This is a genomic window from Pseudomonas yamanorum (assembly GCF_013386765.1).
GTDB lineage: Bacteria > Pseudomonadota > Gammaproteobacteria > Pseudomonadales > Pseudomonadaceae > Aquipseudomonas > Aquipseudomonas yamanorum_A.
The window spans coordinates 208,215-220,557 of the sequence record NZ_JACARE010000014.1; the positions used below are offsets into that span (position 1 = coordinate 208,215).

Consider the following 12,343-nt stretch of genomic DNA (forward strand, 5'->3'; position numbering starts at 1 on the left):
AATACGAGAGGTAGGTATGTCACAGGCAAAAACCGCGAAAGGCTTCTGGCCGGGCTTCAACCAGCGCAAGTTTCTCGATGATTGGGTCATGCTGCTGGCGGCCTTGAGCATCTTTGTGCTCAGCGCCATTTTCATCGACAATTTCCTTTCGCCGCTGAACATGCGCGGCCTCGGGCTGGCGATTTCCACCGTCGGCATTGCGGCCTGCACCATGCTGTTTTGCCTGGCATCGGGGCACTTCGACTTGTCGGTGGGCTCGGTGATCGCCTGTTCGGGCGTGGTGGCGGGGATCGTGATCCGCGACACCGACAGCGTGTTCTTCGGCGTGTCGGCGGCGTTGGCCATGGGCCTGGTGGTGGGGTTGATCAACGGCATCGTGATCGCCAAGCTGCGGATCAACGCTTTGATTGCGACGCTGGCGACCATGCAGATCGTGCGCGGTCTGGCGTACATCTTTTCCAACGGCAAGGCGGTGGGCGTGATGGACGAAGGCTTCTTCGTCTTCGGCAACGGCCAGCTGTTTGGCGTGCCGGTGCCGATCATCATCACTGTGTTGTGCTTTGTGTTTTTTGGCTGGCTGCTGAACTACACCACCTACGGGCGCAACACCATGGCCATTGGCGGCAACCAGGAAGCCGCGCTGTTGGCCGGGGTGAATGTTGACCGCACCAAGATCATCATCTTCGCCGTGCACGGGGTGATTGGAGCGTTGGCCGGGGTGATCCTGGCGTCGCGCATGACCTCGGGGCAGCCGATGATTGGCCAGGGGTTCGAGCTGACGGTGATTTCGGCGTGCGTACTGGGCGGAGTGTCGTTGAGCGGCGGGATCGGGATGATCCGGCATGTGATTGCCGGGGTGCTGATTCTGGCGATCATCGAGAACGCGATGAACCTGAAGAACATCGACACCTTCTACCAATACGTGATTCGTGGGTCGATCCTGTTGCTGGCGGTCATTATCGACCGCATGAAACAGCGCTGACTTCGGGAGTGATAAAGCTTGCTGTGGCGAGGGAGCTTGCTGTGGCGAGGGAGCTTGCTCCCGCTGGGCTGCGTAGCAGCCCCAATACCAAACACCTCACCCATCCAGGCAAAACGCGGTCGCCTGTTTCAGGGCCGCTTCGCGCCCCAGCGGGAGCAAGCTCCCTCGCCACAACAGTCGCGACCGACCATAATGCTCGCCGTTTTCGTACTTCCCAATAGGCCCGATATGCAGGAAAACGCCCAAACTCCCGTCAAAGAAGCCGCGCCCACCGGCACCCAGACCCTGCTGCGTGGCCTGGGTGTGGTGCAGGCCGTGGCGGCTGGCGCGCGGGATCTCAAGGAGATTGCCAAGCGCATCGGCACCACCCGCAGCACCACCCACCGCCTGGCCAGTTGCCTGGTGGAAGAACGCTACCTGCGCGTGGTGCCGCAAGTTGGCTACCTGCTGGGCCCCAAACTGATCGAGCTGGGTTTCCAGGCCCGTGAAGAGTTGCCTTTGGTAAGCCTCGCGGTGCCGTATCTGGACGAGTTGTCGGCGTTGACCGGCGACACCATCCACCTGGCCATTCGCGAATACGACGACGTGCTGTACCTGCACAAGAACCCAGGCCGCAACGGCCCGGAGATGCGCTCGCGGGTAGGCCATCGCATGCCGCTGGCGCGCACCGGGATCGGCAAGGCGTTGCTGTTGGATGACAGCGTGGAAGAGTGGCAGCGCCTGTATCAGGTCAGCCTGCCCACGGGCGGCAAGAACCTGCAGTGGCCGCAGCACCCCGAGCAATCCTGGGCACAGTTTGAACAACGCATGCAGGAATACGTGGCGGGCGGTTATGCGTTCGACCTGGAAGACAACGAACCGTCGATCCGTTGTGTCGCGGCACCGGTGCGCGATGCCAGCCGGCGAATCGTCGCCGGCATCAGCATCGCCAGTACCGTGCCCTACATGCCACTGGAAAAAATGGCCGAGCTGATCCCTGTGATCAAACAGGTCGCAGCGCGGCTGTCAGCGGAGTTGGGCGCGAAGGCCTGATCTTCCCCCCCCCGTAGCAGCTGTCGAGCCTTGGCGAGGCTGCGTCTGCGGTGTATCAGGTACACCGCGAACGCAGCCTCGCCAAGGCTCGACAGCTGCTACGGGGCGGGGGCGGCGGCGGGGGCGGTTTGTCAGGCCTTCAAGGTCGCCATGTCGATCACGAAGCGGTACTTCACATCACCGGCAATCATGCGGGTGTAGGCTTCGTTGATCTGGCGGATGTCGAGCATTTCGATGTCGCAGGTGATGCCGTGCTCGGCGCAGAAATCCAGGACTTCCTGGGTTTCGGCAATGCCACCGATCAACGAACCGGCCAGTACCTTGCGGCCCAGCACCAGCTTGGCGGCGTTGACGGGCGGGTCTACCGGCTCGATCAAACCCACCAGGATATGCACGCCGTCAAAGCGCAGCACGTCGAGGTACGGGTTCAAGTCGTGCTGCACCGGAATGGTGTCCAGCAGGAAATCGAAGTGCCCGGCAGCGGCTTTCATCTGGGCCTCGTCGGTGGACACGATCACGTGATCGGCGCCCTGGCGACGGCCTTCTTCAGCCTTGCTCGCGGAGCGGGTGAACAGCGTCACTTCCGCGCCCATGGCCTTGGCGAACTTGATGCCCATGTGGCCCAGGCCGCCCATGCCCAGCACCCCAACTTTGTCGCCGGCCTTCACGCCGTAGTGCTTGAGCGGCGAGTAGGTGGTGATGCCGGCGCAAAGGATCGGCGCGGCGCTGGCCAGGTCGAGCTTGGCCGGGATCTTCACCACGAAGTGCTCGCTGACCACGATGCTGTCGGAGTAGCCGCCCATGGTGTTGCTGCCATCGACCCGGTCCGGGGTGGCGTAGGTCATGGTCGGGCCTTCGAGGCAGTATTGTTCGAGGTCCGCGTGGCAGGCGTCGCAGTGACGGCAGGAGTCGACCATGCAGCCAACGCCCACCAGGTCGCCGATTTTATGCGCGGTGACATTGGCGCCGACGGCGGTGACTTTGCCGACGATCTCGTGGCCCGGCATCAGCGGGTACACGGCGATGCCCCATTCGTTGCGGGCCTGGTGGATATCGGAGTGGCAGACGCCGCAGTAGAGGATTTCGATCGCCACGTCATCGGCGCGCGGGCTGCGGCGTTCGAAGGACATGGGGGCGAGGGGAGTGGTGGCCGATTGAGCGGCGTAACCGATAGCGGTGTACATGCAGAAACCTCGCAGGAGCAGTGACAGGTGAGGTGGCGCATTCTCCGCGCCGTGCCTGGGGGCGGCCATGGCGATTGCTCCGAGTCTCATGCCTATTCGTCCGGGAGTGCCCCCGGATTGGATCACTGTGGCGCCAGACCTGCGATGATGGTCACATCCCCTTTTCCGCGAAGTTTTTGCCATGCTGTTGACCCGCCATGTCGACGCCAATGCCGCGTTGGTTGCCCTGATCGAACCGTTGACGCCCCGCGATGGTTTCTCGCCCACGAACCTGCCCGGCGTGCAGGTATTGCGCGCCAGTTGCGACGTGGCGCGCGGCCCGCAGATTTATGAGCCGAGCCTGATGATCGTGGCCCAGGGCAGCAAGGTCGCCTACCTGGGCCCGCGTACCCTGGAATATGGCGCCGGGCATTACCTGATCCAGGCGATGCCGGTGCCGTTCGAATGCGAGACCTTTGCCATGCCCAATGCGCCGCTCTTGGGCGTGACGGTGGGGATTGACCGGGTGGTGCTCGGCGAATTGGTGATGGCGATGGGCATCCAGAGTGGGCCACCGCCGGCGGCGCAGACGTTGGAGTCGATGAGTTCGGTGGTGCTGGATGACGCGATGCGTGGCTGTGTCGAACGGCTGTTGCAGTGCCTGCACGATCCGCTGGAGAGTCGGATCATGGGCCCGGCGCGGGTGCGGGAATTGTTGTTCACCGCGTTGCGCGGGCCACAGGCGGATGTGCTGCGGGCGCTGGTGGAGCAGCAGGGGCAGTTTTCCCGGGTGGCGACGTCGTTGAACCACCTGCATGCGCATTACGCCGAGCCGCTGAATATCGAGACGCTGGCGGGTTATGCGCACATGAGTGCTTCGACTTTTCATGAGCACTTCAAGCGCTGCACGCTGTTGTCGCCGGTGCAGTACCTCAAGCGGTTGCGGTTGCTCAAGGCCCAGCAGTTGCTGCTGGTGGAAGGCATGGGCGTGGCGCAGGCGGCACACAGCGTGGGGTATCAGAGCACGTCGCAGTTCAGCCGGGAATACAAGCGCTACTTCGAGCGCAGCCCCGGGGATGAGCGGGCGGCGTAACTCTTGTTGATTCCCGTAGCAGCTGTCGAGCCTTAGCGAGGCTGCGTCAGCCGCGACTCGGTTCCAGATCAGTGGCGCGCCCGACGCAGCCTCGCCGGGGCTCGACAGCTGCTACGAACAATGGGCTACAAAAAAGGCCCCCATTTGGGAGCCTTCTGTTCAAGCAGCGGATTTACATATTCGGATAAGTCGGCCCGCCCGCGCCTTCCGGTGTCACCCAGGTGATGTTCTGCGAAGGGTCCTTGATGTCACAGGTCTTGCAGTGCACGCAGTTCTGGGCGTTGATCTGGAAGCGCTGCTCGCCGTCTTCCTTGGTGATCACTTCATACACGCCGGCCGGGCAGTAGCGCTGCGCCGGTTCATCGTAGAGCGGCAGGTTGGTGCCGATCGGGATGCTCGGGTCTTTCAGCTTCAGGTGGCACGGCTGTTCTTCTTCGTGGTTGGTACCGGAGATGAACACCGAGCTCAGCTTGTCGAAGCTCAGCTTGCCGTCGGGTTTGGGGTAGTCGATTTTCTTGCTGTCCTTGGCCAGCTTCAGGCAGGCGTAGTCCGGCTTGGTGTCGTGCAGGGTGAACGGCATTTTGCCGCCGAGGATGTTCTGGTCGAACCAGTTGAAGCCGGCACCGATGATCGGGCCGAACTTGTGCATCGCCGGGCCGAAGTTGCGGCTGGCGAACAGTTCTTCGTACAGCCAGCTGTTCTTGAAGCTGTCGACGTAAGCGGTCAGTTCGTCGCCGCCTTCGGATTCGGCGAACAGGCGGTCGGCCACGGCGTCAGCGGCGAGCATGCCGGACTTCATGGCGGTGTGGCTGCCCTTGATCTTGGCGAAGTTCAGGGTGCCCAGGTCGCAACCGATCAGCGCGCCGCCCTTGAAGACCATTTTCGGCAGCGAGTTCAGGCCGCCTTTGCAGATGGCGCGGGCGCCGTAGCTGATGCGCTTGCCGCCTTCCAGGTACTGGGCCAGCACCGGGTGATGCTTGAGGCGCTGGAACTCGTCGAACGGCGACAGGAAGGTGTTGCTGTAGGACAGGTCGACGATCAAACCGACGACCACCTGGTTGTTTTCCAGGTGATAGAGGAACGAACCACCGGTGTTTTCGGCGCTCATGATATCCAGCGGCCAGCCGGCGGTGTGTACCACCAGGCCCGGTTGGTGCTTGGCCGGGTCGATTTCCCAGATTTCCTTCAGGCCGATGCCGTAGTGCTGGGCGTCGGCGTCGCTGTCCAGGTTGAAACGCTGGATCAGTTGCTTGCCGATGTGCCCGCGGCAACCTTCGGCAAACAGCGTGTACTTGCCACGCAGTTCCATGCCCGGGGTGTAGACGCCTTCTTTTGGATGACCTTCACGGTCGACACCGAGGTCGCCGGTGATGATCCCGCGCACCACGCCGTTCTCGTCGAACAGCGCTTCCTGGGCGGCGAAGCCCGGGTAGACTTCCACGCCCAGGTTCTCGGCCTGCTGGGCGAGCCAGCGGCACAGGTTGCCCAGGGAGATAATGTAGTTGCCTTCGTTGTGCATGGTCTTGGGCACAAAGAAGTCTGGCACCTTGGTGGAAGCTTCGCTGGAGCGCAGTACATAGATGTCATCACGCACAACAGGAGTGTTGAGCGGCGCACCGAGTTCTTTCCAGTCCGGGAACAATTCGTTCAGGGCGCGGGGTTCAAACACGGCACCGGACAGGATGTGAGCGCCGACTTCGGAGCCTTTTTCGACCACGCAGACGCTGATTTCCTTACCGGCTTCGGCGGCCTTCTGCTTCAATCGGCAGGCGGCAGACAGGCCTGCCGGGCCAGCGCCGACGATGACCACGTCGAATTCCATGTATTCGCGTTCCACAGGCTATCTCCTACTCAAGGCTCAACGGCTTTTTTTCTAATGGGTGGAGGTTCGGTGATTCGTCCCACAATGCCTGCAGAAATCTCATGCAAGGGGCAGGGGACGACCCACCTTTCTCTCTAGGTGGCGCATTATATCTACACCACTCTCAGCGTCCAATACAAACGTTTGTTTGAATTGCCCGCAGGCTAGGTAAATCAAAGAGGCGCGGCTTATGACTGGCTATTTTGCCGTATTGACCAGAATAGGCGTTCCGGTCAATATACGGTCGGTTTTGCGCTTACCGTAGGCAGACTGCAGGTTTCAAGAGCACGTCCAAAAGCAAGACAGGTGACGCGCGCCCAAACGATGGCGCGCAGTTTACACGCTGCGATAAAGAATGACTTCTTGGTCACCACTGACGAACGGTCATCACTTCCCGTGAGCAAGGTCATCCGCCGAAGTTTTTGGAGGTGCCCTTGTGTGCCGATGAGCATCAACCGCCAGGTTCGCCTAGGCGACTTTCTTTTCACCGGAGAGTAACGAGGAATCCATGAAGGTTCTTGTAGCTGTCAAACGCGTTGTCGATTACAACGTGAAAGTTCGCGTCAAGGCGGACAATTCCGGCGTCGACCTCGCTAACGTCAAGATGTCGATGAACCCTTTCTGCGAAATCGCCGTGGAAGAAGCCGTACGCCTGAAAGAGAAAGGCGTTGCGACTGAAATCGTCGTCGTTTCCATCGGTCCGACCACTGCTCAAGAGCAGTTGCGTACCGCCCTGGCGCTGGGTGCCGATCGCGCCATCCTCGTCGAATCCGCTGAAGAGCTGACTTCCCTGGCCGTTGCCAAGTTGTTGAAAGCTGTTGTCGACAAGGAACAGCCATCGCTGGTGATCCTCGGCAAACAAGCCATCGACAGCGACAACAACCAGACTGGCCAGATGCTGGCTGCACTGACCGGTTACGGCCAGGGCACCTTCGCCTCGAAAGTCGAAGTGAGCGGCGACAAGGTTGCCGTGACCCGCGAAATCGACGGCGGCGCGCAGACAGTTTCCCTGAAACTGCCAGCCATCGTCACCACCGACCTGCGTTTGAACGAGCCGCGTTATGCGTCCCTGCCAAACATCATGAAAGCCAAGAAGAAGCCTCTCGAAGTGCTGACTCCGGATGCTTTGGGCGTTTCCACCGCCTCCACCAACAAGACCGTAAAAGTCGAAGCGCCGGCTGCACGCAGCGCGGGCATCAAGGTCAAGTCGGTGGCTGAACTGGTCGAGAAACTGAAAAACGAAGCGAAGGTAATCTAATCATGACTATCTTGGTAATCGCAGAACACGACAACAAGGTTGTGGCCCCGGCCACCCTGAACACCGTGGCCGCTGCCGCCAAAATCGGTGGTGATGTCCACGTCCTGGTCGCCGGCCAGAACGTTGGCGCCGTGGCTGAAGCTGCTGCAAAAATCGCTGGCGTGAGCAAAGTACTGGTTGCCGACAACGCGGCCTACGCTCACCAGTTGCCGGAAAACGTTGCCCCGCTGGTTGCAGAGCTGGGCGCTGGCTACAGCCACATCCTGGCTGCCGCCACTTCCAACGGCAAAAACATCCTGCCGCGCGTTGCTGCGCAGCTGGACGTTGACCAGATCTCCGAGATCGTTTCGGTCGAAAGCGCCGACACCTTCAAGCGTCCGATCTACGCCGGTAACGCCATCGCTACCGTGCAGTCCACTGCTTCGGTAAAAGTCATCACCGTGCGTGCCACCGGTTTCGACCCGGTTGCTGCTGAAGGTGGTTCGGCTGCGGTTGAAGCTGTGGCTGCTGCCCACGACGCTGGCACTTCCAGCTTCGTTGGCGAAGAACTGGCCAAGTCCGATCGTCCGGAATTGACCGCTGCCAAGATCGTCGTTTCCGGCGGTCGCGGCATGCAGAACGGCGACAACTTCAAGCACCTGTACGCCCTGGCCGACAAGCTGGGCGCTGCGGTCGGCGCTTCCCGCGCTGCCGTCGACGCAGGTTTTGTACCGAACGACATGCAGGTCGGCCAGACCGGCAAGATCGTCGCGCCACAGCTGTACATCGCGGTCGGTATCTCCGGCGCGATCCAGCATTTGGCCGGTATGAAGGACTCCAAAGTGATCGTTGCGATCAACAAGGACGAAGAAGCGCCGATCTTCCAGGTGGCTGATTACGGCCTGGTGGCGGACTTGTTCGAAGCCGTACCCGAGTTGGAGAAGCTGGTCTAATCCAGCCGCTTCACTTATAAAGAGCCCGGTCTTTTGACCGGGCTTTTTTTTGCCCCAACCACGACTTTCTGTAGGAGCGAGCTTGCTCGCGAAAAACCTGAGAGCGCCGCGTTAAGCCAGGCACCCCGCGTTATCGTTAACGACCTTCGCGAGCAAGCTCGCTCCTACAAATAACTGACGGAGAACCACGCCATGGAATTGCGCCTCTGGGCCCTGCTACTGGGACTGTCGCTGCTGCCAACAGTGTCGCAGGCCGCCGGCAAATGTGATCGCCTGGTGATCACCGGCAGCCCGGACGCACCGCCTTATCTGTGGCGCGATCCCCAGGACCCCACGCACCTGATCGGCGCCACCGCGGACATATTGCAGCAAGTGGCCAAGGACATCGGCGTGAAAATCGACCTGCTGTACGGCGGCAAACGCTCCCTGGCGCTGGAGGAAGTGCGCAGCGGGCGCATGGACATCCTCGCCGATGCGCCGTTGACCCTCGACGCCCTGGACGCCCTCGACTACATCCACCCGGCGCTGGTGCAAACCGATTACCTGGTCTGGACCCGCAAGGATTCGGCCCTGGCCTACAACCAGGCCAGCGACCTGCATGGCTACAAGGGCGCGGTGTCGGAACGGGCGCGCCTGAGCCGTGACTTCGAAACTTTCGCCGGTGAGCAACTAAGCCTGCAACGCCTGCCCAGCCTGACCCCGGCGTTCCAGAAACTGCTGCTGGGGGAAGTGGACTACGTGCTCGCCGGACGTTATTCCGGCATGGCCATGGCCCAGACGTTGGGCATGAGCAACGACCTGATGGCGCGCGAAGTGCCCATCGACCAGCCGGGCCTGTACCTGGCGATTTCCCACAACTCCGCCTGCAACGATCCGTGGTTGCGCGGACAGCTCGCCAAAAAGATGACAGAATTGCCCGCGTCCGGTCTGGCGGAAACCGCGCTGCAGAGCAATCTTGCGCGCTGGAAAGCGCAGTTGCAGCAACCCGTCGGCACCCCAACAAAGTAGGGATTTTCAGTGACTATTCGACCTCTTTTCGCGGCCCTCGCCGTTGTAGCTCTGGCGGGATGTGCAGCCGATCCTGCGCCGAATGAACAAATGCGCCTGACCCAGCAAGCGCTGGAACAAGCCAACGCCGTGGGCGCTGTCGCTGCTGACTCGCCCGAGCTGAAACTGGCTGAAGACAAGTTCACCCAGGCCCAGGCCGACATGGCCGATCAATCCTACAAGGACGCCCGCATGCAGGCTGAAGAAGCCGAGCTGGACGCCCGCCTGGCAGAAGCCCGGGTGCTGACCCGCAAAAGCCAGGAGCAACTGAACGTGCTCAACACCCGTATCACCCGCCTGCGCAAGCAACTGCAGTTGGGAGATGCCCAATGAGCTCGCTGATCCGAGGGTTGAGTTGTGTGGCGTTGCTGGGCAGTGTGCTTGGCGGTTGCGCGACGCATCCCGACAGTAACCTCGCCTTGCAACAGGCGAGCGGTGACTTCCAGAAGGTCAAGGAAGATTCGAATGTGCTGCGTATCGCGCCCAAGGACGTGATCCGCGCCGGTGAATCCCTGGCCCGCGCCGAGCGTTTCTCCAGCTTCTGGGGCAGCGGCGCCGATGTGGCGCATTACGCCTACCTGAGCCAGCGCTATAGCGCGATTGCCCGGGAACACACCGAGCAGGCGCTCAACCAGGAGCGCGGGGTCAAGCTGGAGCTGGAACGCCAGCGTCTGCAACTGGCCCTGCGGGAAGCCAAGCTGAGCAGCGTGCAGCAACAGGGCAAATGGCTTGAGGCACAGATCGCCAGCCTGACCACCGTGCAAACCGATCGTGGGTTGGTGATGACCCTGGGCGACGTGCTGTTCGACACGGGCGAGGCAGAGCTGCAAAACTCGGCCAACCGCACGGTGCTCAAGGTCGTACAGTTCCTGCAATTGAACCCCAAGCGCCGGGTGCGTATCGAGGGTTACACCGACAATACCGGTGGCGGGCCGGAAAACCTCAAACTGTCCCGGGACCGCGCTCAGGCGGTGGCGGACGTGCTGAATGACCTGGGCATCGATGAAAGCCGCATCCAGGTAGAAGGCTACGGCGACCAGTACCCGGTTGAAGCCAACGCTTCAGAGCGGGGCCGGGCGCAGAACCGCCGGGTAGAGATTGTGTTCTCCGACGAGAAAGGCCAGCTGGGCGCAGCCCGCTGAACCAGATGCTCAGGCTGCACACTGATCCCTGTGGGAGCCGGGCTTGCCCGCGATGCAGGCGGCGCGGTCTTCCAGGTACACCGTGGCGATCCCTTCGCAGCCTCGCTAAAGCTCGACAGCTCCTACAAGAGTTTTGTGGTGTACGAGAGATGGCGTTTCAAAAAGCCCGATCAATGATCGGGTTTTTTGTGCCCGCAATTCAGTTCACCACCCTTACAGTTTTTTCTATCACTGCCGCCCGTGCTCGACTATTGTGGCAACTGTCCCCGTACACTTCTAAACTGTGCCGGTATGTTTCACACAAAAATAAAATACCCGTGAAATCGAGTGCTGCGTCATGACCAATCTGTTGCTTTACCAACGTATCGCCCAGCAACTGGCTGAAGATATCCGCCGCGGTGTGTATCAACCGGGCGAGCGCGTGCCTTCGGTGCGCAAAATGAGCTCCCAGCTCAACGTCAGCCACGCCACCGTGTTGCAGGCCTACGCGAACCTGGAAGACCAGGGTTTGATTCGCGCGCGGCCGCAGTCCGGGTACTACGTGCACCAGACGCCGGCGCTTACCGCGCCCACGCCGGACATCGCACGGGTCGAGCGTCCAGGGTTGGTCACCCGCAGCAGCATCATTCAACAGGTGTTGGTGGAGTCCCGTCGCGAAGGCGTGTTCCCGCTGGGTGCCGCCGTGCCCAGCGTTGACTACTTGCCCGTGCGTGCGCTGCATCAGCAACTGGCCAAGGTCACGCGCTTTCAGAGCCCGCGGGCGTTCAGCTACATGTTCAGCCCCGGCTTTGAGCCGCTGCGGCGCCAAGTGGCGATCCGTATGCGGGATGCCGGCGTAGTGGTCGACCCGTCCGAAGTGGTGATCACCCACGGATGCGTGGATGCGTTGCAGATGTCGTTGCGGGTGCTGACGCGGCCCGGCGACCTGATCGCCGCCGAATCGCCGACGTATTACGGCCTGCTGCAACTGGCGGATCTGCTGGGCCTCAAGGTCATTGAAATCCCCAGCGACCCGGCCACCGGCATGAGTCTGGAAGCCCTGCAACTGGCGGCCAACCAATGGTCGATCAAGGCCCTGGTGCTGACCACGCGCCTGAGCAATCCCCTGGGCGGCACCATGCCCGAAGAGCGGCAGAAACAGTTACTGCGCCTGGCGTCGGATTTCGATATCCAGGTGGTTGAAGACGACATCTATGGCGAGCTGATGTTCGAGCTGGGCCGCACCAAGGCCCTGAAAGCCTACGACCGCCTGGACCGGGTCATCTACTGCTCCAGCTTCTCCAAGACCTTGTCACCGGGCATCCGCATCGGCTGGATGATCGCCGGCAAGTACCAGCAGGAAATCCAGCGCCTGCAAATGTTCAGCACCCATTCTGCCTGCAGCGTGACCCAGATGGGCACCGCTGCGTACCTGGAAAACGGCGGCTACGACCGGCATTTGCGCTATATCCGCCAGGAATACCGCAAGAACCTCAGCGCTTTCCAGCTCGCGGTACAGCAGTACTTCCCCGAAGGCACCCAGATGACCCGTCCGACCGGCGGTTTTATCCTGTGGGTCAGTTTGCCTGGGCGGGTCAATACCCAGGAACTGCACGTACGCGCCTTGCAGCAGGGCATCAGCATTGCACCGGGGCTGATCTTCAGTAATACGGAACAGTTCAACCACTGTATTCGCTTGAACTGCGGCACGCCGTGGAACCGCGAGGCCGAGCGCGCATTGATGACCCTCGGCATGCTGGCGAGCCAGTTGTGTCAGGAGACTGCGGCCGGTTTTTGAGGCGTGGAAAGGGGACATAAAAGGTAGCTGGCTATTTAGCATGCTTGTCATGCTGG

Annotated in this window: 11 protein-coding genes; 9 read left to right on the forward strand and 2 right to left on the reverse strand. The window is 61.3% G+C overall.

What is annotated here, in order from left to right; translation table 11 throughout:
* Positions 1-16: 16 nt before the first annotated feature.
* Complete coding sequence (araH, locus tag HX875_RS09415; protein ID WP_177042983.1) at positions 17-982, forward strand: L-arabinose ABC transporter permease AraH; 966 nt, start codon at positions 17-19, stop codon at positions 980-982.
* A 228-nt stretch (positions 983-1,210) separates the two neighbouring features.
* Positions 1,211-2,014 (forward strand): IclR family transcriptional regulator, encoded by an 804-nt coding sequence (locus HX875_RS09420; RefSeq protein ID WP_004371229.1) that lies wholly within the window; start codon positions 1,211-1,213, stop codon positions 2,012-2,014.
* 131 nt (positions 2,015-2,145) lie between these two features.
* Here HX875_RS09420 and HX875_RS09425 read toward each other — a convergent pair whose 3' ends face one another.
* Positions 2,146-3,198 carry an NAD(P)-dependent alcohol dehydrogenase gene (locus HX875_RS09425; RefSeq protein WP_177043109.1) on the reverse strand — a complete coding sequence of 351 codons (1,053 nt, stop codon included), beginning with the start codon at positions 3,196-3,198 and terminating at the stop codon, positions 2,146-2,148.
* 181 nt (positions 3,199-3,379) lie between these two features.
* Here HX875_RS09425 and HX875_RS09430 point away from each other — a divergent pair, with 181 nt between their 5' ends.
* On the forward strand, positions 3,380-4,270 hold the full coding sequence (locus HX875_RS09430; protein WP_004371227.1) for an AraC family transcriptional regulator: 891 nt from the start codon (positions 3,380-3,382) through the stop codon (positions 4,268-4,270).
* A gap of 172 nt (positions 4,271-4,442) precedes the next feature.
* Here the strand turns inward: HX875_RS09430 and HX875_RS09435 are convergent, their stop codons facing one another.
* On the reverse strand, positions 4,443-6,107 hold the full coding sequence (locus HX875_RS09435) for an electron transfer flavoprotein-ubiquinone oxidoreductase (RefSeq protein WP_177042984.1): 1,665 nt from the start codon (positions 6,105-6,107) through the stop codon (positions 4,443-4,445).
* Positions 6,108-6,639: 532 nt separating this feature from the next.
* Between HX875_RS09435 and HX875_RS09440 the strand changes: the two genes are divergently transcribed.
* The 6 genes from HX875_RS09440 (at position 6,640) to HX875_RS09465 (ending at position 12,287) form a co-directional block, all read left to right on the forward strand.
* Positions 6,640-7,389, forward strand: a complete 750-nt coding sequence (locus tag HX875_RS09440; RefSeq protein WP_004371224.1) for an electron transfer flavoprotein subunit beta/FixA family protein — start codon at positions 6,640-6,642, stop codon at positions 7,387-7,389.
* 2 nt (positions 7,390-7,391) lie between these two features.
* Positions 7,392-8,321, forward strand: coding sequence for an electron transfer flavoprotein subunit alpha/FixB family protein (locus HX875_RS09445; RefSeq protein WP_169385996.1), 930 nt, complete (start codon positions 7,392-7,394; stop codon positions 8,319-8,321).
* Between the two features lie 192 nt (positions 8,322-8,513).
* Positions 8,514-9,329: a substrate-binding periplasmic protein gene (locus HX875_RS09450; RefSeq protein WP_177042985.1), complete on the forward strand. Its 816-nt coding sequence runs from the start codon at positions 8,514-8,516 to the stop codon at positions 9,327-9,329.
* 9 nt (positions 9,330-9,338) lie between these two features.
* A complete protein-coding gene (locus tag HX875_RS09455) occupies positions 9,339-9,701 on the forward strand; it encodes a DUF4398 domain-containing protein (RefSeq protein WP_177042986.1) in 363 nt (120 codons plus the stop codon).
* Positions 9,698-10,510, forward strand: coding sequence for an OmpA family protein (locus tag HX875_RS09460; RefSeq protein WP_177042987.1), 813 nt, complete (start codon positions 9,698-9,700; stop codon positions 10,508-10,510). The genes HX875_RS09455 and HX875_RS09460 overlap by 4 nt, the downstream gene beginning before the upstream one ends.
* A 337-nt stretch (positions 10,511-10,847) precedes the next feature.
* The gene (locus HX875_RS09465; RefSeq protein WP_008434911.1) at positions 10,848-12,287 is read left to right on the forward strand and encodes an aminotransferase-like domain-containing protein; all 1,440 of its coding nucleotides are present in this window, start codon (positions 10,848-10,850) and stop codon (positions 12,285-12,287) included.
* Positions 12,288-12,343 lie beyond the last annotated feature (56 nt).

Bases quoted from the DNA above. Each gene is read 5' to 3' on its own strand.
- HX875_RS09445 (WP_169385996.1), top strand. From the start codon at position 7,392: ATGACTATCTTGGTAATCGCAGAACACGACAACAAGGTTGTGGCCCCG.
- HX875_RS09430 (WP_004371227.1), top strand. From the start codon at position 3,380: ATGCTGTTGACCCGCCATGTCGACGCCAATGCCGCGTTGGTTGCCCTG.
- HX875_RS09420 (WP_004371229.1), top strand. From the start codon at position 1,211: ATGCAGGAAAACGCCCAAACTCCCGTCAAAGAAGCCGCGCCCACCGGC.
- HX875_RS09465 (WP_008434911.1), top strand. From the start codon at position 10,848: ATGACCAATCTGTTGCTTTACCAACGTATCGCCCAGCAACTGGCTGAA.
- HX875_RS09440 (WP_004371224.1), top strand. From the start codon at position 6,640: ATGAAGGTTCTTGTAGCTGTCAAACGCGTTGTCGATTACAACGTGAAA.
- HX875_RS09425 (WP_177043109.1), bottom strand. From the start codon at position 3,198: ATGTACACCGCTATCGGTTACGCCGCTCAATCGGCCACCACTCCCCTC.
- HX875_RS09460 (WP_177042987.1), top strand. From the start codon at position 9,698: ATGAGCTCGCTGATCCGAGGGTTGAGTTGTGTGGCGTTGCTGGGCAGT.
- HX875_RS09450 (WP_177042985.1), top strand. From the start codon at position 8,514: ATGGAATTGCGCCTCTGGGCCCTGCTACTGGGACTGTCGCTGCTGCCA.
- araH (WP_177042983.1), top strand. From the start codon at position 17: ATGTCACAGGCAAAAACCGCGAAAGGCTTCTGGCCGGGCTTCAACCAG.